This window comes from Aurantimonas coralicida DSM 14790, assembly GCF_000421645.1.
Classification (GTDB): Bacteria; Pseudomonadota; Alphaproteobacteria; order Rhizobiales; family Rhizobiaceae; genus Aurantimonas; species Aurantimonas coralicida.
Genome location: NZ_ATXK01000007.1, coordinates 136,103 through 156,810, shown reverse-complemented (window position 1 = coordinate 156,810; position 20,708 = coordinate 136,103). Strand labels below are relative to the sequence as shown.

Genomic DNA, 20,708 nt, shown 5'->3' with positions numbered 1-20,708 from the left:
GCGCGTCGGCGGGATCGGCCGTCAAGCGCCCGCCAGGCGCGTTGCCCGGAATCGGGCAGGAGCGAGAATGACCTGCCGGTGGTGCGCCCCCCCGGCAGGTCCGTCGTCATCGTGTCAGCCGGCCCGGATCAGAGCGCCGACTTGATCTTCTCGGCCGCATCTTCGGAGACCCAGCCGGTCCACAGGTCCGGGTTGTTCTCGAGGAAGTAGTAGGCGGTGTCTTCGCCGGTCGCCTGCTGCTCTTCCTTCCAGGCGAGGAGCTTGTTAACCGTGTCGTTGCCCCAGGCGCGGGTGTTCAGATACTCAGCCACCTCGGGCGACTGTTCCTGCACCTTCGGCGTCAGGACGGTGAAGACCTCGGACTTGGTCCAGGCATTGATCTTCGGCTCGGCGCAATCAACCTGTGTCGTGCACTCGGCCCATTCCTTGGGATCGTGCTCGGCGTCGAAGGGCAGCTTCTTCATCGGGTACTTGCCGAGAATGGCGGTTGGCGCCCAGTAATAGCCGAGCCACGGCTCCTTGTTCTCGTAGGCCTTGGCAATCGAGCCATCGAGCCCGGCGGCCGAGCCGGTGTCGATCAGGGTGAAGCCCTTCTCCTCGCCGTCATAGGCCTTGAACAGGTTCGCCGTGGTGATCTGGCAGCCCCAGCCGGCCGGGCAGTTGTAGACGGCGCCCTTGGACGGATCCTCGTTCGCCGGGAACAGCTCGGGATGCTCCAGCGCGTCGCCGACGGTTTTGATCTCGGGATGGGCCTCGGCGAAGTAGGTCGGGACCCACCAGCCTTCCTCGCCGCCGTCCGACAGGACCTCGGCGCCGAACGCGATGGTGCCTTCCTCGGCGGCCTTGTCGATCTGGTCGCGGAACTGGTTGACCCACATTTCGGGCGCGACGTCCGGCTCCTGCTTCTCGGTCATCGAGGCGAAGGTCGGCATGGTGTCGCCTGGCAGGAGGCGCACGGTGCAGCCATAGCCCTCTTCGAGGATGATCTTGTCGATCGCCGCCAGAACCTCCGCCGACGCCCAGTTCATGTTCGACACGCTCAGTTCACAGTTCTCCTGCGCCGAGGCGGTGGCGCTGAACCCGAACAGGGCGGCTGCGAGACAGGTTGAGGCGAGAAGAAATTTCATGCGTAATCCTTACTTCTTTGTGCGAGGCGAGTATCGTACGCAGGAATGGCGACGCGAACACGGGGTGATTGTGCCCATGTCGCCCGCATACGACTCGTTGCTGCCGGACGGCAGACATCTCTTTGAACGTTCTTAGAGAGGCTAGCCTGCTAACGGCCGGAATCCAACCTGTTTTCTCAAATATGGCGCTCGTGGGGCAGCCGGGCAGGGCTCCTCGGGGCGTCCGGCGGGCTGGCAGCGACAGCCTGCCGCGGGGATTTGAGAAGGGCGGGAAATTGCGCCGGCGCGGCGAACAGGTCCCCGCGAATACGACGAAGACCCTATGCGGCCGCCGACGGACGCACCGCGCTGTCGTCGGACGGTCCGTGGCGGAACCGCGCCAGCGCTTCGCTGGCCACGCGTTCGGCCGGCATCGGCTTGCCGAAGTAGAAGCCCTGGAGCTGGTCGCAGCCAAGGCTCTTGAGCAGATCGACCTGCTCGCGGGTCTCGATGCCCTCGGCAGTGACCTTCATGTTCATATGGTGGGCCATCGAGACAATGGTGTCGAGAATCTGCGGCACGCTGGGCTCGCCATTCTCGTAGGCCACCATGAAGGACTGGTCGATCTTCAGTTTGTCGAACGGGAAGCGCCAGAGATAGCCGAGCGAGGAATAGCCGGTGCCGAAATCGTCCATGTCGATGGAGATGCCGAGGGCCTTCAGCTCGCGCAGCTGGGCGAGGATCTCGTCGGAGCGCTCCAGGACCAGCGACTCGACCACCTCGATCTCGAGGCGGCTGCCGTCAACGCCGGCCTTGTCGAGCGCCGATCTGACGATCGAGACGAGGTCGCCGTCGCCGAACTGCACCGGGCTCAGATTGACCGAGACAAAGAGATGCTTTGGCCACAGCGCGATCTGGCGGACGGCCTCGCCGATCACCCAGGTGCCGATGGTCTTGATGTAGCCGCGTGCCTCGGCGATCGGGATGAAGACCGCCGGCGAGATCTGGTTGCCCTCTTCGTCGCGCATGCGGATCAGCGCCTCGAAGCCGAGCAGCCGCGATCCGTCGCCATTGACGATCGGCTGGTAGAACAGTTCGAAGCTCTGGTTCTCCAGAGCCCGACGCACCAGACCTTCGATATGCCGGCGATGATGCATCGCCTCGTCCATGGACGGTTCGAAATAGATCAGGTTGCGGGATTTGTCGGTCTTGTGCTGCAGATGCGCGAGCTCGGCATGCTTGACCAGTTCCGAATGGGTGCGTCCGTCCTGGGGCGCGAGCGCGCAGCCGATGGAGACGCTCGGGGTCACCGTCGTGCCCTCGATCTCGACCGGCTCGGTCACCGCGTCGACGATCCGCTTGCAGAGCGCCGCGACATCTTCCTGCGAGGCGACCCGGCGCTGCAGGACGGCGAAATCGTCGGCGCCGAGGCGGGCCAGCAGGTCGTTGCGGTCGACGACGCCGATCAGGCGGTCGGCGACCACGCGCAGGAGCTCGTCGCCGGCGGCCTGGCCCAGCCGGTCGTTGATCTCCGACATCTCGTCGATGTCGATATACAGATAGGCCATGCGCTCGCGGGTGGCGCGAACGGTGGCCAGCACCCGGTCGCTCTCCTCCTGCATGCGATGCCGGTTGAGCAGCTTGGTCAGGGCGTCGTGATTGGCCAGGAAGATGATACGCTCGTCCGCCTCGGCGATCTTGCGCTTGCGGCGGATATAGAGAAGCAGCGGCACCGCGGTGGCGAAGAAGATCAGCACCAGCAACAGGGCGGAGGCGTTCGCCAGCGTCGTTTTGAACGCACTGCGGTTGGCGACCATGTTGCCGACCATCGAGACATAGCCGATCGTCCGGTCGTTCCGGATCAGCGGCATGATCACCGTCGGATTGGTGAAGCCGTCATCCTCGACGACCTGCCAGTCGCCCTCGCGCGCCAGGACGCTCTCGGACAGCCGGTCGCTCGACTGCATGCCGCCGGGGCGGTCGCGCAGCAGCCATTCATAGCGGTCGGAGCGCGTGCGATAGACCTCTTCGCCGTTGCGATCGAAGATCGCGAAACTCTCGATATTGGCGAGGTCGGCCAGCCGGCGGATGTCGGTTTCGGCGTCGGGGTTGCGGGACAGGCCGGTGAGGAAGGCATCCACATTGCCACCGGGCTGGGTCAGGAGCCGGGCAAAGTTCTCGCCCTTGGTCCGCATCTCGGTCTCGACGAGACCGCCGACGGTGGCGCCACCGATGGACAGCGCGCCGAACACGACGGTGCCGGCGATCGCCAGCCCGCCGAGAACAGTCAGTCCATTCCTGTAGAAAAACTTGAGCGCCATCGCCCATTCCGCGCCGATTTCGCTGCGACCGTATGTCCGAGACGTAAAGATTTATCGAACAATGGCCGAACGGCCGATTTGCGGGATTGCGGGAAACCTGCGCGCCCATTCCGCGGCGTGGGAATGCTTACCCAGCGGGAGTCACGCGAGCACGGTCGATCGACCAGAATTCGCGCCGCCGTCAGGTGTTAATCTGTTCACGCTTTTGCCAGTTGACCGCTCGGCGGAATTGAAACTAGGTTTTTCGGCGGCGGGAATGTGGAGTTCTTGGGTCGGAGTCGAAAACATGAAAAAACTACTGGTCGCGATCGTGATGATCGTGGGCATCCTCGGCTGCGGCATCTCGACAGCATCCGCCGGCCTGGTGGCCAAGGTGGACCTGTCCGCCCAGACGATGACGGTGATCAAGAACGGCCGGGTGATGTATCGCTGGCCGGTCTCGACGGCCCGTCGCGGCTATGTCACGCCGACGGGAAGCTGGCGGGCCAAGCGCATCCACCGCATGTGGCATTCGCGCAAATACGACATGTCGCCGATGCCGTATTCGGTCTTCTACCACCGCGGCTACGCCATTCACGGCACCGGTGCCGTCAGCCGCCTCGGCCGCCCGGCCTCGCATGGCTGCGTGCGCCTGCACACCGCCAATGCCAAGATCTTCTATACGATGGTCCGCAAGATGGGCATGCGCAACACGAGGGTCGTCGTCCAGCGCTGAACGACCTGCGCCCGGCCATGCAAGCGGCCGGGTCGCGTTGCGAGCCCTCAAGCGGGCTTCGGCTGCGCCGGTTTGCGGCGGCCCTTGCCGCTCTTCCAGCGGTCGTGAAACCACATCCATTGTTCGGGATGCTCGCGCACCCAGCCCTCGACCACGTCGTTGAGCAGCTGGCAGGTGGCGGTCACGTCGATCTCGCCGCTGTCGGCCCGCGGCAGCTCCAGACGCGGCTGCAGCTCGAGCCGGTAGCGCCCGCCCGGCAGGCGGATCGACCGCGCCGGGTAGATCTCGCAATCGAACTGGCGCGCCAGCTTCGGCAGCAACGGATTGGTGCGGCATTCCCGGCCGAAGAAGGTCGTGGGTTCGCCCTTGCGGAATTTCTGGTCCACCAGCATGCCGACCGAGCCGGAGCGCTGCAGGATGCCGGCCAGTGACCACGCCGCGCCGGCCTTGGACGGCACCATGTGGCCGCCGCTGGTCCGCCGCGCGGCCTGCACTTCCTTGGCGATATAGCGGTTGTTGGGCTGCCGGAAGAGGGCGGTGAACTCCAGGTCGAAAGCGGCCGCCGCGATCGGCAGCAGCTCGAAGCAGCCGAGATGGCCGGTGAAAAAAATGAACGGGCCCTTGCGCTCGCGCAGTTCGGCGAAGATTTCCGCGCCCTCGACCTCGATGCGCCCGGCCTCCGGGTTTTCCGGGTCGAAATCGAAGAGGTCGTCGAGGAATACGAACTCGGCGGCGAGCCGGCCCATCTGGCCCCAATTGTCCCGCGCCACCTGCTCGACCCAGGCCGCGTCCTTTTCCGGATAGGCCTGCTGCAGATTGTCGACCGCCAGCCGGTGGCGGCTCGTCCACGGGCCGAGCAGCCGCGCCGTGCGGTCGGCAAAGGACAGGCCGACATCGGCCGGCAGCAGCCGGATGGTCCGCAGCACGGCGAACAGCACCTGGGCAATGACGAAGTCCGCGGCGCGCTTGGCCCGCAGCGCATAGCGCGCGACGAAGAGGTTCATGCGGCGCGCGGGTTTGCGCTCTCGGTGCCGGCCTCGTCGGCGACGCGCAGCACGATCTTGCCGAACACCTCGCGCGCCTCCATCCGCTTCAGCGCGATGTCGATCTGGTCGAAGCCGATCTCCGTGTCGATCACCGGATGGACGATGCCGCGGGCCATCTTCTGCATGGCGTCGCGCATGTTCTCCATGCGGCAGCCGAAGGAGCCGAACAGCTTCAGCTGCTGCTGGAAGAGCTGCATCAGGTTCATCTGGGTGGACACGCCCGAGGTCGAGCCGCAGGTGACCAGCCGGCCGCCGCGCTTCATGCACAGCATGGAGCCCGCCCAGGTGTCGGCGCCGACATGCTCGAAGACGACGTCGACGCCCTTCTTCTTGGTCAGTTTGCGGGTGACGCCCTCGAAGCGGTCGACGCGGTAGTTGATGACGTGGTCGGCACCCAGCCCCCGGGCGCGCTCGGCCTTGTCGTCGGAACCGACCGTGGTGATCACCGTCGCGCCGTGCCGCTTGGCAAGCTGTATCGCGGCCGAGCCAATGCCGGACCCGCCGGCATGGACGAGGATGGTCTCGCCCGGCTCGAGCTTGGCATTGTCGAACAGCATGTGCTCGACCGTGCCGAAGGTCACCGGCGCCAAGGCCGCGCCGATGGCGTCGCAGCCGGGAGGGGCGGGGACCAAGAGACGCGCCGGCAGATTGACCTTCTCCTGGGCGAAGCCGTCGAGATGGAAGCCGTGCACGCCCGAGACGTGTTCGCAGAGATTGTCGCGGCCTTCGCGGCAGGGGCGGCACAGGCCACAGGTCTGCGCGCCGTAGATCGCCACCAGCTGGCCGGGCAGCACCGAGGCGACGCCAGGTCCGATTGCCGAGACGACGCCCGAGGCTTCGGCGCCGACGACCAGCGGCATCTTGCGCTTGGCGAAGGCCATGCCGCGCCAGCCCCAGACGTCGATGTGGTTCAGCGCGACCGCAGCAATGTCGACGGTGACCTCGCCGGGGCCGGGCGGCGGCGGCGGCGGCAGGTCCACCTGCTTGAGTTCGCGGTCGCCGACGAGTTGCAATGCCCGCATGGGAAGATCCTCAGACTGGATAAAGACGGCGTTGCCGTGCGGCCCCGAGGGCTGCGCGACGCCGATGGCCGGCCGGGGGGTCGATCCCGCCGCGGCCCCGGCATTCAGTGACGCGGTTCGCGCCCTATGACGAGGCAGGCGTTCTGCCCGCCGAAGCCGAAGGAGTTCGACAGCACTGTATCGATCTCGGCCGGACGGGCCTTGTTCGGCACGGTGTCCAGCTCGATCGCCGGGTCCGGCACTTCGTAATTGATCGTCGGCGGCAGCAGGCCGTTCTGGATCGACAGCACCGAGAACACTGCCTCGATCGCGCCCGCCGCGGTCAGCGTATGGCCGATCATCGACTTGTTCGAGGAGATCGGCGTCGTCTTCAGCGCCTCGCCGAACACCGCGGCAAGGCCGGTGGCCTCCATGCGGTCGTTCTCCGGCGTCGAGGTGCCATGGGCGTTGATGTAGTCGATGTTCGACGGCTCCATGCCGGCGTCGGCAATGCCGGCCGCGATGGTCGCGATGATCGGCGACCCGTCCGGCTTGGAGCGGGTGCGGTGGAAGTCGTCGGCCCGCTCGCCGCAGCCATGGATGACGCCGAGGATCTTTGCGCCGCGTGCCTTGGCGGCGCTCAGCGATTCCAGCACCAACGCGCCGGCGCCCTCGGCCATGACGAAGCCTTCGCGATCCTTGGAGAAGGGCTTGGAGGCCTTTTCCGGATACTCGTTGTTGGTCGACAGGGCCGACAGCAGCGAGAAGCGGATTAGCGATTCCTGGGTGATCGAGCCGTCGGTGCCGATGGCGATGGCGCGGTCGGTCTCGCCCCGGCGGATCGCCTCGACGCCGAGCTGGATCGCCGAGGCGCCGGATGCGCAGGCGGTCGACAGGGTGATCGGCAGGCCGCGTGTGCCCAGTCGGTCGGCCAGGAGCTCGGAGATGCGGCTGCACTGGGTCAGGTTGTAGATCGCCTTGTCGGGGCGGCTGCGCGCAATCTGCAGCAGCCGGTCGTAGCCGGCCTCCGCGATGGTCGCGCCGTCCATCGCGTCGAGGGCGAGGCGATGCTGCCACTCCATCTCCACCGGCGGGGCGGCGAGGAACAGCGGTCCGCCGAAATCGTCGTCGGCGAGGCCGGCCATGCGCACGGCTTCCGAGCCGGCGGCTTCCGCCATCATGTAGGAAAGACCCGTCGAGGTCTCCGAGCCGGGACCCATGAAGTCCACCGAGCCGGAGATCGTGGTGCGCAGGCTGTCGGTCGAGAAGCGCTCGATCCGGTGGATGCCCGAGCGGCCCGAGGACAAAGCGTCCCAATTATCGTCGATGCCGCGGCCCAGCGACGAGACGAGGCCGAGCCCGGTGATCGCGATCACCGGGCGCCCGAGAAAGTCCAGCTCTGCGCTGTTGCCGTTCGCGCTCATCATCCGATCCTTACAGTCTGCGCCCGTCCACGGCTTCCAGTTCGCAGGCACCCTCGGCGTGAAGGTGACCGATCGCGGTCACGATGGCGCGCCGCGGGGCCGCTGAAGCCGGGCGTTCCTCGCCGACATCGAAGGGCGGGATCACCGCACCGCGAGACAGCGCGCCGGCGGCCAGCGCCACGCCGGCCGGGACCTGCGCCTCGAAAGCATGGCCGAGCATCGTCCCATACGCCCTGACCGGGGCATCGGGAAACCGTTTGTTCAGGACGCTGCGTTCCACATCCAGCAACGGCTTGATGCCGGCGGCGCCGCTGAGGATCAGCGTCTCGTCGCTCGCCGATCCGCCCTGCGGCAGCAGCGCCTCGAAGCGCGCGGCCGTGCGCTCGGCGTCGCGCTTGCCGCGGTCGCCAGAAGCGCTGACCAACCGGGCATAGGCGAGGGCCGAACGGGCTGCGGCGTGTTCGGCCGATTCCAAAATGAGGAACGCCCCGACGCTGCCCACGGTGATGCCGTCATGGCCCTCGGTGCGCGAGGAGACCGGGCGCCAGTCGTCGCGCAGCATCAGGCCGGCGAGGTCGAAGTTCAGGATCAGGTCCTTGCGCTCGGCCGAGAACGAGCCGCCGACGAGGCAGATGTCGCTCTGGCCGGCGGCAATCCGTGCCCGCGCCGAGGCGATGGCCGAGATGCCGGCCGCTTCCTCGCCCATGAAGGTGCGCGAGGAGCCCGTCACCTTGTGGACGATGGAGATGTTGCCGGCGAGAAGGTTGGAGAGCTGCGCCAGGAACAGGGTCGGGCGCAGTTCGCTGCCCAGCGTCTCGTTGACGATCCGGTCGCGGTCGTTGGCGCCGCGCGCCTTGTCCATGACCAGTGCGTCGACGGCGGTGTCGCGTTCGCCGCCGCCGGCGGCCACGACCATGTCGATCTTGGCGCGCACGGCCTCGTCGGCCGGGATGCCGGCATCGGCGAGCGCCAGTCCGGCCGCATAGGTGCCCAGCTTCTGCCAGGTCTCCATCTGCCGCTGGTCACCCCGCTTGGGAATCTGGCTGGACCAGTCGATGGGCGGCAACGGGTGCACGAAATAGGGCGCGTAGGTCTCGGCATCGATCCGCGGCTGCGGTGCCGGCGCGCGGCCCATGGCGTCGAGATGGGTTGCGATGCCCTCGCCGAGCGAGGACACCAGCCCGATCCCGGTGATCACCACGTCTCTGGCATTCTGTGTCATGCAATCGTTCCACTATCCCAATCGTCCGTCCCGCCCGGCGATCGGTTCCCGAGGGCCTCCCGCTGGCGAACGGCGCCGGGCGCCGTTCCGCTGTGTCAGCCGGCCTTGGCGGCGCGCAGTTCGTCGATCTTGGCGCAGAGGTTCTTCAGGACGAAGTATTCCTCGGTCGGCGCCTCGCCGTCATTGACCGCCTGGGTCCATTTCTCGAGCGGGATCTTGATGCCGAATTCCTTGTCGATCGCGAAGACGATGTCGAGGAAGTCGAGCGAATCGATGCCCAGATCGTCGATCGTGTGGCTTTCCGGCGTGATCTCGGCGCGGTCGATCTCGCTGGTCTCGGCGATGATATCCGCGACCCGGTCGAAGGTAGAAGACAATGAATTATCCTTGTCATGTCTGGAAGAGCGATTTGGGCGCGAAGCTATAGGGAATTCGCCCGAAAAAGCAAAGCGAGGACTGTGGTGATGCCTTGGCCGACGCGCTTGCGGCGCGTCGCCGGCGGCCCTCGTGGCGCCTTCCTGTGGCAAAGGCATGGCGAATAGCGGTCGGTGGTCGGGAACGCACGGCGCTCATGTGACGTTCACAGGACAAGACCGGATCAGTTTCCAACGATTGGCGGTGCAAGTGTCGGCACGGCAATCGCCACGGCTGTTTCCCCGCGACCCCTCCGGCCACCGGGAACAAGAACGATGACCGCGCGCCAGATCACGGCAAGAAAATCTCGGTCGGCCGACCGCCGGTCCGACCTGTTCCTGACCAGTCGCCTGATCCGTGCGGCCACGGTTCTGGGCCGCGTCGCCGCGCAGGTCCACAAAAGGGAGCATCGGCTATCGGCCCCCGAATTCAGTGTCCTCGTCATCCTCGGCAGCGCTGACGGCGAGACAGTGACGTCCTCGCATATCGTCGAGGCCACCGAGATGGACAAGACCAAGGTTAGCCGCGCCGTCTCCGCCCTCGATGAGCGGGGCTGGCTGCATCGTACCCGTGCGACCGCCGACCGGCGCTTCGAATATCTCGCCCTGACGTCAGAGGGCTCGAGAGTCTACGCTGAGCTGATGCCCAAGGTGGAAAAGGCCGAGAGCAACGTGCTGGCGCTGCTGACCGTCGAGGAGCGCGACGGGCTGGAACGCGGCCTCGACGGCCTGGACCGCGCCTTCGGCCAGTAGAGCTCGACCGGCTTGATCCCGGGCAGCCCCACCTGGCCCGCAACTGATTCTTGTTCGGTGTCGAAACCAAGCCCGCCCCGCCACGGCGCGGTGATGGTGTTCTGGCATGGCTCGTGGAACGGCATCTCCGGGCATGTTACCGTTTACGTCGGAGAGGCCGCGGGCACCTAGCAGGTCCTCGGCGGCTATCATGATGGCCACACCGTCTAGGTGATCCGCGCGCTCGTGGTTAGCGTGGTCGTGCGGCAGTTGTCCCGAGAGATTACCGGTGAGGCGATTGCCATCACCGATCATGATGCGGCAGCTGAGGCGCAGACCAACGTGATCAGGGGACGTCTCTACCGAAAGCCTCTGTGAACGATCAGGCATCAAGCCCGTTATGGACGCGTCACTGAAATCGCGAAGGGCCCCTGAATGCTGCAACTCGCGGGGGCAAGAAAAGTCATAGGTTCAGGCTGTAAATTCGCTCCCATCCTCCCGCGCCCGGTTTCGTACTCCGGCTGGCCAAGGAGATTGCGGGCCGCCGCCCAGGCGGCCCGCACAGCGAAGGTGGTGATTTCAGCAGGGAAGATTTCCCTCAAGCACTCCTGACTCTGGCACCGCAGACGGAAGATATCTAAGTCGGGCTCGATAGTGACCAAAGCTATTGAGGGCATTCTTGGAGGAGGCATTCGGTGGACTGATCCGCGCCGGATTCTCCAGCGCCTATTTCCGGGAACACCTTCGTATCACCAACGAAATCCGCTCTACACGCCCTACAAAATGCTGCAGACATCTATATTCATGACGCGGAAAGCGAGGCACAGCAGCAAACCTGATGCCAGCCATTACATACGCGGCGTCACCGGCCCGTCCTGGGGGGGGGGGCGCCATTTTCCGTATTCCGGGTGCTGCACATTTGTGCTATTATTCGATTGTGCCATCTGGATGAATCTTGCAGGACCACCCATTGGCTAAGCCGCCGCACTCGTTGAAGCGTAGTGCGGCGGCTTTCTCTTTGGTGACGCCTGTATCCCGTAGCATGTGCAACCTATAAAAATCAGCTGCCGCCAAACGGATATCTGACAGTTTACCTGCGCGGACGGGACAGCATGGGCAACCTTCAGTCGTTGCCGGGTGTGTTCCCTGACCATCCGCGCCGGTGGTCCGCAACGGTATAGCGACACCGTCGAGATGACCTGCGCGCTCGTCGATAGCGCGGTCGTTGTCCGGAGAAATCACCGAACAGACCGCGGCACCGGCGGCGCAGACCAAGGTGATCAGGGAATCGTCGCGGGCGGTACTGGGGCTGAAGGAGGAGGCCCAGGAGCTTGGCCCGAAACGAGTCGGCGGCGCTGACGCTGCGCCATTGCCGTGTTCGCTCCCCATCGTTAACATGAAAGGCGCGCATCGTGAGTGCGTCAGTCCTGACCGGCCCGGTCGCTCCTTTGGGAAGCGACCGGGCTTTCTACTGTATCAAAATACAACGATCCGTCCCAGAGAAAATAGCGCAAACGGAACAACTAGCCAGCGATCGTGGTTGTACGCCCATGTCATCGTGGGAGATGGAGTTATGAACTGGGTTCAGATCGAAGGAAAGTGGAAGCAGTTCAAGGGCAGCGCGAAGGAACAGTGGGGAAAGCTGACGGACGACGACCTCGACCGCGTCGAGGGAAACAAGGATATGCTCGCTGGGCGAATCCAGGAAGCCTACGGGGTCGAGAAAGAAGAAGCTCACCGGCAAGTGGATGAGTGGGCCACAGGGCGGAACGATATCTAGAAAATCGCTTGGGTGAGTATCTTATCCTAGTGAAGTAGCCATCCGGCTGGATCTTGCGAGCTGACCATTTAGCGAAGCCGTCGCATCCCCTCGCGTGCGACGGCTTTTTCGTTTTCGGTGATCAGGTTGCGTGGAAGGGAGGACTTATCCTCGCACGCCTCCAGTTTCCCAGCGATCCCAGCTGTAGTCGTCGTTCGAGCGCGACCGTCTGCTGACGAAAGGATCATGCTGATCCTCTGAATTCAGCGGCGGTTTTTGACCGGCGTTTTGCGCTTGTTCCGGCTGGCTCTGCATCTCGGTGACCATCCTCGTTTGAAGTCGCTAGTTACCTCAGTGTCGCAATCCTATGGTTGCGGGAACGACACATCTTAGATGCTTCTCGACGGGAGTCCGCACGGCGTGCTCTTCTGCCTCTACGTGCAACCCCTACTCAAGCAAGAAGGGCAAATCGGCCATCGGAGAATTCGGCCGCGCTATATGTGACAGCACCGGCAACTTTCCGTTGCTGCCGGGCGTGTTTCCCGACTATGCCGCGCCATGGTTCGCAATCAGGGCTCCGGCGCGCCTGGGACCTCGAAATCCTTCTCCCGCTTCTTCAGTCAGCCGACTCAATTGGCCGCCGCTCGAACGTCTGTGCCTCAGAGTGAACGAGCGCTGCGGCTCGCGAGATGCGAATCTGTGCGGTATAGGTTGACGATCCGTCGGCCCGTTTGGGTGCGTTGATGGCTCCCAAGTTGCTACGTGCCTCTGAGGTCGCTACGACGTAGCAATAGCTATAAGACAGTCGGAAATGGTTGAGTTTGGTCGAGAACAGTAGATCAGTGCAGTCCGGTCGAGTGACTGAATCAGCGTTAAAAACCAGCACAACAAAGGGTTCTCCGTTCGCGATCGCTCCGATGATCGACTGGACCGACCGGCGTTGCCGGTTCTTCCATCGGCAGCTCACCCGGCATGCGCTGCTCTATACCGAGATGGTTGTCGCCGACGCGATCCTGCATGGCGACCGCGACCGGTTGCTCGGCCATGATACGGTCGAGAGCCCGGTGGCCCTGCAAATCGGCGGTTCGGAGCCGCAGAAGTTGGCGGAAGCCTGCCGGATCGCAGCGGATTTCGGGTATGACGAGATCAATCTGAATGTCGGCTGCCCGTCCGACCGGGTGCAGTCCGGGGCGTTCGGCGCCTGCCTGATGCGCGAGCCCGACCTCGTCGGTCGTTGCCTCGCGGCCATGGTCGAGGCGAGTGACGTGCCGGTGACGGTGAAGTGCCGGATCGGCGTCGACGAGCAGGACCCGGAGCCGGCGCTCGACGATCTCGCCAATGCCGCGATTGCCGCCGGCGTGACCACGATCTGGGTCCATGCGCGAAAAGCATGGCTGCAAGGGCTGAGCCCGAAGGAAAACCGGGACATCCCGCCGCTCGACTACGACCGCGTCCACCGGCTGAAGCAGCGGTTGCCGGAGGCGTTCATCGGCCTCAATGGCGGGCTGACGACGCTGGATGCGGCCATCAAGGAGCTCGACCGCGTCGACGGGGTGATGATGGGCCGCGCGGCCTACCAGACGCCGGACCGGCTGGCCGAGGTCGATGCCCGCATCTTCGGCGCGGCGCCGCAGCCGGTGGACTATGCCGCGCTGATCGACACCATGGCGGATTACGCCGCGCGACATCTGGAGCGCGGCGGCCGGCTGGGGCAGGTGACCCGGCACATGCTCGGCCTGTTCAACGGCATGCCCGGCGCGCGGCGCTGGCGCCAGATCCTGTCGGACGGCGCGGTGCGCCCGGACGCCGGGCCGCAGCTGCTGCGCGAGGCCTTCGCCGCCGTGCGACTGGATGGCGACAAGCGCCACGCCGCCTGACGCCGGCGACCGCGCCGGTGACCATCACCCGACAGCACGGACGGATCGCGCCATGAACGACGACACCCTCCAGGCGCGGTTCGACCGCCAGCATGCGGCCTCGCGCAGCCAGCCGGCACCGGACGCCGCCGCGCGCCGCGACGCGCTCGCCCGTCTGCGCCGGCTGATCGTCGGCAATGTCGATGCCCTCGCCGCGGCGATCTCCGCCGATTTCGGCCAGCGCTCGAAGACCGAGACCGAGCTCCTGGAGATCGGCCCGACCCTCAACGCCATCCGCCACGCCTCCAAATCGCTCGCCGGATGGATGAAGCCGCAGCGCCGCGGCATCGACATCACCTTCCAGCCGGGCCGGGCCTGGGTGCGCCACGAGCCGCTCGGCGTCGTCGGCATCATGGCGCCCTGGAACTATCCGCTGATCCTGACGCTGGCGCCGCTGGCCGATGCGCTGGCGGCCGGCAACCGCGCCATGCTGAAGCCGTCGGAACTGACGCCGCGCTTTTCCGAGCTGCTGCAGCGCCTGGTCGCCGAGCATTTCGCCGCCGAACAGGTGACCGTCGTCGTCGGTGACGTGCCGGTCGCCAAGGCGTTCTCGGCGCTGCCCTTCGATCATCTGCTGTTCACCGGCTCGACCCATGTCGGCCGCGAGGTGATGCGCGCGGCGGCCGAGAACCTGACACCGGTGACGCTCGAACTCGGCGGCAAGTCGCCGGCGATCATCTGCCCGGACTATTCCATCGACGCGGCGGCGCGGTCGATCGCCTTCGGCAAATGGCTGAATGCCGGCCAGACCTGCATCGCGCCGGACTACGTGCTGGTGCCCGCCGCATCCCTCGACGCCTTCGTTGCCGCAGCGTTGGCGCAAGCGCGATCCGCCTATCCGGAACCGGCCGCGAATGCCGACTACACCAGCATCATCAGCGAGCGGCATCATGCGCGGCTGACGGGCGCGCTGGCGGAGGCCGAGGCCGCCGGCGCCACCGTGCATCGCCATTCCGACGCAGCGGCGAGCGAGACGGGGGAGGGCGCGGCACGGATGGCGCCGGCCATCGTCGTCGGCGCCCCCGACGACAGTGTCCTGATGCGCGAGGAAATCTTCGGCCCGATCCTGCCGGTCGTGCCCTATGGCGATCTCGACGAGGCACTGGCCATCGTCAATTCCCGCGAGCGGCCGCTGGCGCTCTATTGCTTCACCGGCGACAAGCGGACGGAGACGCGGGTCCTCGACGGGGCGATTTCCGGCGGCGTGACGGTGAACGGCACGCTCCTGCACATCGCCCAGGACAATCTGCCCTTCGGCGGGATCGGCCCCAGCGGCATGGGCGCCTATCACGGCCGCGACGGTTTCCTGCGCTTCAGCCACGCGCGGGCGGTCTACAAGGTCGGGGCGATCAACGTCTTCGAGCGGCTCGGCCCGCCCTGGGGCCGGCTAGCCCGCATGGTCTCGCAGCTGATGCTGCGCCGCTGATCCCGCGCCGAACCGCAGCGCGGCCGCGCCGCTTTTTGCGCGGTGCAACATAACGGATGCATTCGCGACTGTTCCCCCCTATGAGGAACCATGCAGCCGATCGAAGCGTCCGCTCTGATTCCCTACCTCCTGCCGCTCTTCGGAGCGGCTGCGGCCGCGGGCTTCCTCGCCGGCCTGTTCGGCATCGGCGGCGGCGCGATCTTCGTGCCGGTGCTCTACCAGACCTTCGAGGAACTCGGCGTCAGCCACGAAGTCTCGATGCATCTGGCCATCGGCTCGTCCCTGGCGATCATCGTGCCCACCTCGATCCGCTCGCTGATCTCGCACTGGCGGCGCGGCGTCGTCGACTGGCGGCTTCTGAAGGAATGGGTGGTAGCGATCCCGCTCGGGGCGATCGCCGGGGCCATGGTCGCCGCCGCGGCCTCGTCGGGCGAATTGCGCGGCATCTTCGCGGCGCTGGCCCTGGTGCTCGGGCTGAAGCTGGTCTTCGGCAAGGTGCCGATGTCCTTCGGCAAGCAGCTTCCCGGCCTTGCCGGTCGCTCGGTCGCCGGCTTCCTGATCGGCCTGTTGTCCTCGCTGATGGGGATCGGCGGCGGTGTCCTGAACAACACCTTCATGACGCTCTACAACCGGCCGATGATCGAGGCGGTGGCCACCAGCGCCGGCGTCGGCGTGCTGATCTCGGTTCCCGGCCTGCTCTCCTACGCCATCGGCGGCTGGGGCGATCCGCTGCTGCCGGCCTACAGCATCGGCTTCGTCAGCCTTGCCGCGGTGCTTCTGATCGCGCCGGCCTCGATCCTGGCGGTGCCGCTGGGGGCCGCGCTGGCGCACAGGCTGACCCGCCGCCAGCTCGAGCTGGGCTTCGGCGCCTTCCTGCTGATCGTCGCCGCGCGCTTCGCCTATTCGCTGCTCTGAGAGGGTCGCTCAGTCGGTCAGGATCAGCCGATCGCCGCGAAAGTCGAAGGAGGTGAGGGTGTTGAGGAAGCTCATGCCGAGCAGCGCGACGCCGAGACCGTCGCTCTCCGTCACCGCCGCCGCTACGCCGTGCCGTACGATATCGCCGACGCGCACCTCGTCGAGCCGCACCGGCGCCGCGCCGACGACGCCATTGGCCGTCATCACCTGCTGCGAATAGCGCAGTTGCGTCGTGTCGATGCCGACGGATTCGGCCGTCGAGCGGTCGAGCGCGATCATCGAAGCGCCGGTATCGACCATGAAGGAGATGGGCTTGCCGTCGATCTCGCCGTCGAGATGGAAATGGTCGTCGGCCCCGCGCAGCGACATGAAGCGGCTGCCCTCGGTGCCGTCGCCGAGCGAAACCAGCGTGCCGGGCAGGAGGACGGCGACGACACGGTCCTTCAGGGCCGAGAGTTCCGGCGCAAACCCATAGGCGGCGATCAGCACGAGGAAGGCGAGGCCCCAGATCGCCGCGCCCTTCAGCGCGCCGGCGAGATTGGTCCGCAGGAACAGGATCGCGCCGGAGGCCAGCGCCAGGCCCCAGACGCCGTAATAGGCGAGGCTGGCGAACTGGTTGTCCGGCAGGCCGGCGATGGTGCCGTCCTGGTTGAGGACGAGGGCCAGGCACGCCACGCCGAGAATGGCGAGGATGATCCAGAGGAGGCTGCCTCTACGCATCGTCCGCTCCTTGCGCCTCGGCCCGCTCGCGTTCCAGCCGCCGGCGTTTCGTCTCGCGCCGCGCCGGGCGCTCGATCGTCGCCATGCGGGACGGCAGGGTGTCCATCACGGCGCGGCGCTGTTCGGCTGTGAAGGCGATCCACGCGCCGATCTCCTCGCCGGTGCGGCCGCAACCGAAGCAATAGCCGGAGCGCGGATCGATCGCGCACAGGGAGATGCAGGGGCTTTCGATGCTCATGGGTCCGCGGCGCGTCGGTGTCACAATCGGGGCGTCGGCGGGCGTCGTCGCACCGCGTGTCGTCACCCGGATATGGCCTTTCGGGCCGTGACCTACAAGCGCGCCGCGTCGTTGCGTCCGGCTGGAAATCCGCCACGGTGCAGAGGCGTCAGGCGTATTCGTCGAGGGCCGGCATGACTTCCAGGACGCGGGAATTGGGGAAGATCGCGATCGCCTCGGTTCCCTCGCGCAGCCGCGAGCGCAGCTCGAACGAGCCGTCATGCATCTTCATCAGCGCCTGGACGATCGGCAGGCCGAGGCCGGTGCCCTGTTCGGCGCTCTTGATGGCGATGGAGCCCTGGCCGAAGGAGGACAGGACGATCGGGATCTCCTCCTCGGGGATGCCCGGACCATTGTCCTTGACCGCCAGATACTGGCCGCCGCCGGCGGTCCAGCCGACGCGCAGGGTGATTTCGCCGCCGCGCGGGGTGAACTTCACCGCGTTGGACAGGAGGTTGAGGATGATCTGGCGCAGCGAGCGCTCGTCGGCCCACATGGCCGGCAGGCCGGCTTCGAACTCCGCGCCGATCACCAGATCCTTGGCTTCCGCCTTCACCCGGACATAGCCGAGGCAGTCGCGGGCGATGTCGACGATGTCGACGGCTTCCTCGCTGAGGGCGTAGCGCCCGGCCTCGACCCGCGACAGATCGAGGATCTCGTTGATCAGGCCGAGCAGATGCTGCCCCGAGGCGTGGATGTCGGCGATGTAGTCCTTGTAGGATTCGTTGCCGATGGGGCCGAGGATCTCGTTGCTCATCACTTCGGAGAAGCCGAGGATGGCGTTCAGCGGCGTGCGCAGCTCGTGGCTCATCGTCGCCAGGAAGCGCGACTTGGCGAGGTTGGCCTCTTCGGCCCGGCTGCGGGCCTCGTCGGACATGATCTTCGCCATTTCCAGCTCGGCGATCAGCTCGTCCTTCTCGCTCTGGTGCTTCAGCCGGGCGATGCTGGCGCGGCGCAGCATCTCGGCGACGAAGGCGAAGAACGGCACGGCGCCGATCAGGACACCGTACATCGCCGAGGCCATGGGCTGGGCCGTGGTGACGATGCCGTAGCCGAGCACCAGGATGGTCGGCAGGAAGGTGAGCGGGACGACGGCGCGCAGCGTCGAGGACACCATGGCGATCATCGCGATGGCGAGGAAGATCACCGTGAACTGGAAGAGCTCGAAGCGCAGGGGCTGGCATTCGGCGCAGGCCAGCGTCGCCAGATACGCCCAGGACAGGCCGGCCGCCACATGGCCGGCGAGGAAGATCCGCGACCAGCGGGTGATGCCGGCGCGCGTCAGATTGTCGGCCGGAAACCGCCGCGACACGACGACGAGGGCGAAATGGCCGAGCAGGGCGAAACCGGTCCACAGGATCGCCGGCAGCGGACCGGTGAAGATCGACAGGCCGAATCCGGTGAGGATGACCGGCAGGGGCAGGACGATTGCCGCCGCCTGGATCGCCGCGGCATGCTGGACCAGGAGCTCGCGTTCGAAGTTCGGCTGCAGCCCGCCACGCGCCGACAAACGTTCCCGCGCGGCCTTCAGCGTCCGGGTCAGGTCGCCATTGCGGGCGGCCCGCCGCCTGGCGATGACCGTGTGGTCGTAGGAGTGGGGAGCTGCGATTGTCATGAACGCGATCGATCGCCTGCATACGCTTGCCGGAGCGCCCATGATGTTTCGAGGAGATTAAGAAACTCTCTTAAGGATTCCCGAAATGTCGAGTTTGTCTGGGGAAAGCCGCCGGTGCGGACCCGCCGCAGCAGGGCGCCGTCGCCCCCATGGCGGGGGATGCGGGCTTGCCGCCGGACGGGCGCGTGCCTAATGCTCGGGGCGAAAAAAGAGTGGGAGGACCTCTACGATGAAGCTGTTCGACGGTGGCCGCGCGCCCAATCCGCGCCGGGTGCGGATCTTCCTGTCCGAGAAGGGCCTGTCGGTGCGGACCGAGGCGGTGGACATGGCCAAGCTCGGCCATCGGTCCGAGGAAATCAGCCGTCGCAATCCGCTGCAGCGGCTTCCTGTCCTCGAACTCAACGACGGCACGATCCTGACCGAATCCGTCGCCATCTGCCGCTATTTCGAGGAACTGCATCCCGAGCCGGCGCTGTTCGGCACCGGCGCTCTCGGCCGCGCCCTGGTCGAGATGTGGAACCGCCGCATCGAGCTCGGCTTCTACGCCTGCGTCGCCGCTGCCTTCCGCCACACCCATCCGGCGATGGCCGAATGGGAAGTGCCGCAGATCGCCGAATGGGGCGCGGCGAACCGCCCCAAGGCGCTCGATTTCCTGGCCCTTCTCGACCAGCATCTGGCCGACAACCGCTTTGCCGCCGGTGCGGATTACAGCATCGCCGACATCACCGGCCTCGTCGCCATGGACTTCATGAAACCGGCGAAGATCGAGCTGCCGGACAACCTTTCCAACGTCGCGCGCTGGTACGCCGAGATCTCGGCACGGCCCAGCGCGAAGGCCTGACGCCACCTTGACGTCGGCAGCGGCCGAGGACCCGGCGACGCTCTACGACACGATCCGCGCCTGCCGGATCTGCCGCGACGCGCCGGTCGGGCCGCCGCTGCCGGTCACGCCCAATCCGGTACTGGCCCTCTCCGGCAGGGCCCGGCTGCTGATCGCCGGCCAGGCGCCCGGCAACCTCGCCGACCGCTCGACGACGCCGTTCAACGATCCGTCGGGCGTCCGGCTGCGCGACTGGCTGGGACTGTCGCCGGAGGCCTTCTACGATCCGGCACGGGTGGCGATCCTGCCCATGGGCTTCTGCTTTCCGGGCACCGATCCGAAGGGCGGCGACCGCCCGCCGCGCGTCGAATGCCGCGCCACGTGGCACGACCGGGCGATGGCGGCCATGCCGCAGATCGAGCTGATCCTGGCGATCGGCCATCATGCCCAGCGCTTCCACATCGCCTCAGGCGCCGGGCGGACCCTAACCGAGACGGTGGCCAACTGGCGGACGATCCTCGCCCGGGGCGGGCGCTTTGCTCCCGTCCTGCCTCTGCCGCATCCCTCCTGGCGCAACAGCGGCTGGCTGAAGCGTCATCCCTGGTTCGGCGAGGAATTGCTGCCTGAACTGCGCCGGCGCGTCGGGGAGCTGGTCTGAGCGGGCGATTGTTCGGCCACCCTACCGATTTGCCGCCGGCTCCTGTAATCCTCTGGCGCAAGGACAGGAGTGACACGTCGATGGACCGGCTGGACAAGAAGATACTGAGACTGCTGCAGGAAGACGCGACGCTGGCGGTGGCCGACGTCGCCAAGCGCGTCGGCCTGTCGACCACGCCGTGCTGGCGCCGCATCCAGAAGCTGGAGGAGGAGGGGGTCATCCGCCGCCGCGTGGCGATCCTCGACCCGGTCAAGGTGAATGCCCGCGTCACCGTCTTCGTCTCGATCCGCACCAATTCCCATTCCAACGAATGGCTGAAGCGCTTCTCCGAGGTGATCGGCGAGTTTCCCGAAGTGATGGAATTCTACCGCATGAGCGGCGACGTCGATTACCTGCTGCGCGTCGTCGTGCCCGACATCGCCGCCTATGACGCCTTCTACCAGCGCATGATCTCGAAGATCGAGATCCGCGACGTGTCCTCGTCCTTCGCCATGGAGCAGATCAAGTACACGACCCAGATGCCGCTGGACTACATGGTCCTCGACAAGGAACCGCGCGAGACCTGAGCCGGCGATCGGCGCGCCATATCAATAGCTTGGCGGCCAGACCAGAATCGATCTGA

General features: G+C 66.2%; 19 protein-coding genes. 9 read left to right on the top strand and 10 right to left on the bottom strand.

The features are described from left to right. Positions 1-128: 128 nt before the first annotated feature. Together H536_RS0115545 and H536_RS0115540 are read right to left on the bottom strand one after the other, a co-directional pair. The gene (locus tag H536_RS0115545) at positions 129-1,127 is read right to left on the bottom strand and encodes an ABC transporter substrate-binding protein (protein WP_024351355.1); all 999 of its coding nucleotides are present in this window, start codon (positions 1,125-1,127) and stop codon (positions 129-131) included. A 320-nt stretch (positions 1,128-1,447) separates the two neighbouring features. Continuing rightward, a complete protein-coding gene (locus H536_RS0115540) occupies positions 1,448-3,427 on the bottom strand; it encodes a putative bifunctional diguanylate cyclase/phosphodiesterase (protein ID WP_024351354.1) in 1,980 nt (659 codons plus the stop codon). Positions 3,428-3,713: 286 nt separating this feature from the next. On the opposite strand from H536_RS0115540, the gene H536_RS0115535 reads away from it, so the two are divergent. After that, complete coding sequence (locus H536_RS0115535) at positions 3,714-4,142, top strand: L,D-transpeptidase (RefSeq protein WP_024351353.1); 429 nt, start codon at positions 3,714-3,716, stop codon at positions 4,140-4,142. Between the two features lie 47 nt (positions 4,143-4,189). Here H536_RS0115535 and H536_RS0115530 read toward each other — a convergent pair whose 3' ends face one another. The 5 genes from H536_RS0115530 to H536_RS0115510 all read right to left on the bottom strand — a co-directional run bounded on the left by H536_RS0115530 (position 4,190) and on the right by H536_RS0115510 (position 9,212). Continuing rightward, positions 4,190-5,146, bottom strand: coding sequence for a lipid A biosynthesis lauroyl acyltransferase (locus tag H536_RS0115530; RefSeq protein ID WP_024351352.1), 957 nt, complete (start codon positions 5,144-5,146; stop codon positions 4,190-4,192). Continuing rightward, positions 5,143-6,210, bottom strand: coding sequence for a zinc-binding dehydrogenase (locus H536_RS0115525; RefSeq protein WP_024351351.1), 1,068 nt, complete (start codon positions 6,208-6,210; stop codon positions 5,143-5,145). Before H536_RS0115525 ends, H536_RS0115530 begins: the two co-directional genes overlap by 4 nt. A gap of 104 nt (positions 6,211-6,314) precedes the next feature. Then, positions 6,315-7,616, bottom strand: coding sequence for a beta-ketoacyl-ACP synthase (locus H536_RS0115520; protein ID WP_024351350.1), 1,302 nt, complete (start codon positions 7,614-7,616; stop codon positions 6,315-6,317). A gap of 7 nt (positions 7,617-7,623) precedes the next feature. Beyond that, complete coding sequence (locus H536_RS0115515; RefSeq protein WP_024351349.1) at positions 7,624-8,835, bottom strand: beta-ketoacyl-ACP synthase; 1,212 nt, start codon at positions 8,833-8,835, stop codon at positions 7,624-7,626. Positions 8,836-8,930: 95 nt separating this feature from the next. After that, positions 8,931-9,212 (bottom strand): acyl carrier protein, encoded by a 282-nt coding sequence (locus H536_RS0115510; protein WP_024351348.1) that lies wholly within the window; start codon positions 9,210-9,212, stop codon positions 8,931-8,933. Between the two features lie 312 nt (positions 9,213-9,524). Here H536_RS0115510 and H536_RS0115505 point away from each other — a divergent pair, with 312 nt between their 5' ends. From H536_RS0115505 to H536_RS0115475, 5 genes are all read left to right on the top strand, one after another. Next, the gene (locus tag H536_RS0115505) at positions 9,525-10,001 is read left to right on the top strand and encodes a MarR family winged helix-turn-helix transcriptional regulator (protein WP_024351347.1); all 477 of its coding nucleotides are present in this window, start codon (positions 9,525-9,527) and stop codon (positions 9,999-10,001) included. A gap of 1,552 nt (positions 10,002-11,553) precedes the next feature. Beyond that, positions 11,554-11,760 carry a CsbD family protein gene (locus H536_RS0115490; RefSeq protein ID WP_024351345.1) on the top strand — a complete coding sequence of 69 codons (207 nt, stop codon included), beginning with the start codon at positions 11,554-11,556 and terminating at the stop codon, positions 11,758-11,760. Positions 11,761-12,596: 836 nt separating this feature from the next. Continuing rightward, positions 12,597-13,616, top strand: a complete 1,020-nt coding sequence (gene dusA, locus H536_RS0115485; protein ID WP_024351344.1) for a tRNA dihydrouridine(20/20a) synthase DusA — start codon at positions 12,597-12,599, stop codon at positions 13,614-13,616. 52 nt (positions 13,617-13,668) lie between these two features. Next, positions 13,669-15,081: an aldehyde dehydrogenase family protein gene (locus H536_RS0115480; RefSeq protein WP_024351343.1), complete on the top strand. Its 1,413-nt coding sequence runs from the start codon at positions 13,669-13,671 to the stop codon at positions 15,079-15,081. A gap of 90 nt (positions 15,082-15,171) precedes the next feature. Then, entirely contained in the window at positions 15,172-15,996 is an 825-nt protein-coding gene (locus H536_RS0115475) for a sulfite exporter TauE/SafE family protein (RefSeq protein WP_024351342.1), read from the top strand. Between the two features lie 9 nt (positions 15,997-16,005). On the opposite strand, the gene H536_RS0115470 is transcribed toward H536_RS0115475, so the two are convergent. The 3 genes from H536_RS0115470 to H536_RS0115460 all read right to left on the bottom strand — a co-directional run bounded on the left by H536_RS0115470 (position 16,006) and on the right by H536_RS0115460 (position 18,608). Continuing rightward, the gene (locus H536_RS0115470) at positions 16,006-16,716 is read right to left on the bottom strand and encodes a retropepsin-like aspartic protease family protein (protein WP_024351341.1); all 711 of its coding nucleotides are present in this window, start codon (positions 16,714-16,716) and stop codon (positions 16,006-16,008) included. Then, a complete protein-coding gene (locus H536_RS0115465) occupies positions 16,709-16,954 on the bottom strand; it encodes a DUF1289 domain-containing protein (RefSeq protein ID WP_029703372.1) in 246 nt (81 codons plus the stop codon). Before H536_RS0115465 ends, H536_RS0115470 begins: the two co-directional genes overlap by 8 nt. A gap of 148 nt (positions 16,955-17,102) precedes the next feature. Next, complete coding sequence (locus H536_RS0115460) at positions 17,103-18,608, bottom strand: sensor histidine kinase (RefSeq protein ID WP_024351339.1); 1,506 nt, start codon at positions 18,606-18,608, stop codon at positions 17,103-17,105. Between the two features lie 229 nt (positions 18,609-18,837). On the opposite strand from H536_RS0115460, the gene H536_RS0115455 reads away from it, so the two are divergent. The 3 genes from H536_RS0115455 (at position 18,838) to H536_RS0115445 (ending at position 20,652) form a co-directional block, all read left to right on the top strand. Continuing rightward, a complete protein-coding gene (locus H536_RS0115455; RefSeq protein WP_024351338.1) occupies positions 18,838-19,449 on the top strand; it encodes a glutathione S-transferase in 612 nt (203 codons plus the stop codon). A gap of 7 nt (positions 19,450-19,456) precedes the next feature. After that, on the top strand, positions 19,457-20,086 hold the full coding sequence (locus tag H536_RS0115450; RefSeq protein ID WP_024351337.1) for a uracil-DNA glycosylase family protein: 630 nt from the start codon (positions 19,457-19,459) through the stop codon (positions 20,084-20,086). An 80-nt stretch (positions 20,087-20,166) separates the two neighbouring features. After that, complete coding sequence (locus H536_RS0115445; RefSeq protein ID WP_009210047.1) at positions 20,167-20,652, top strand: Lrp/AsnC family transcriptional regulator; 486 nt, start codon at positions 20,167-20,169, stop codon at positions 20,650-20,652. The last annotated feature ends 56 nt before the right edge of the window (positions 20,653-20,708 follow it).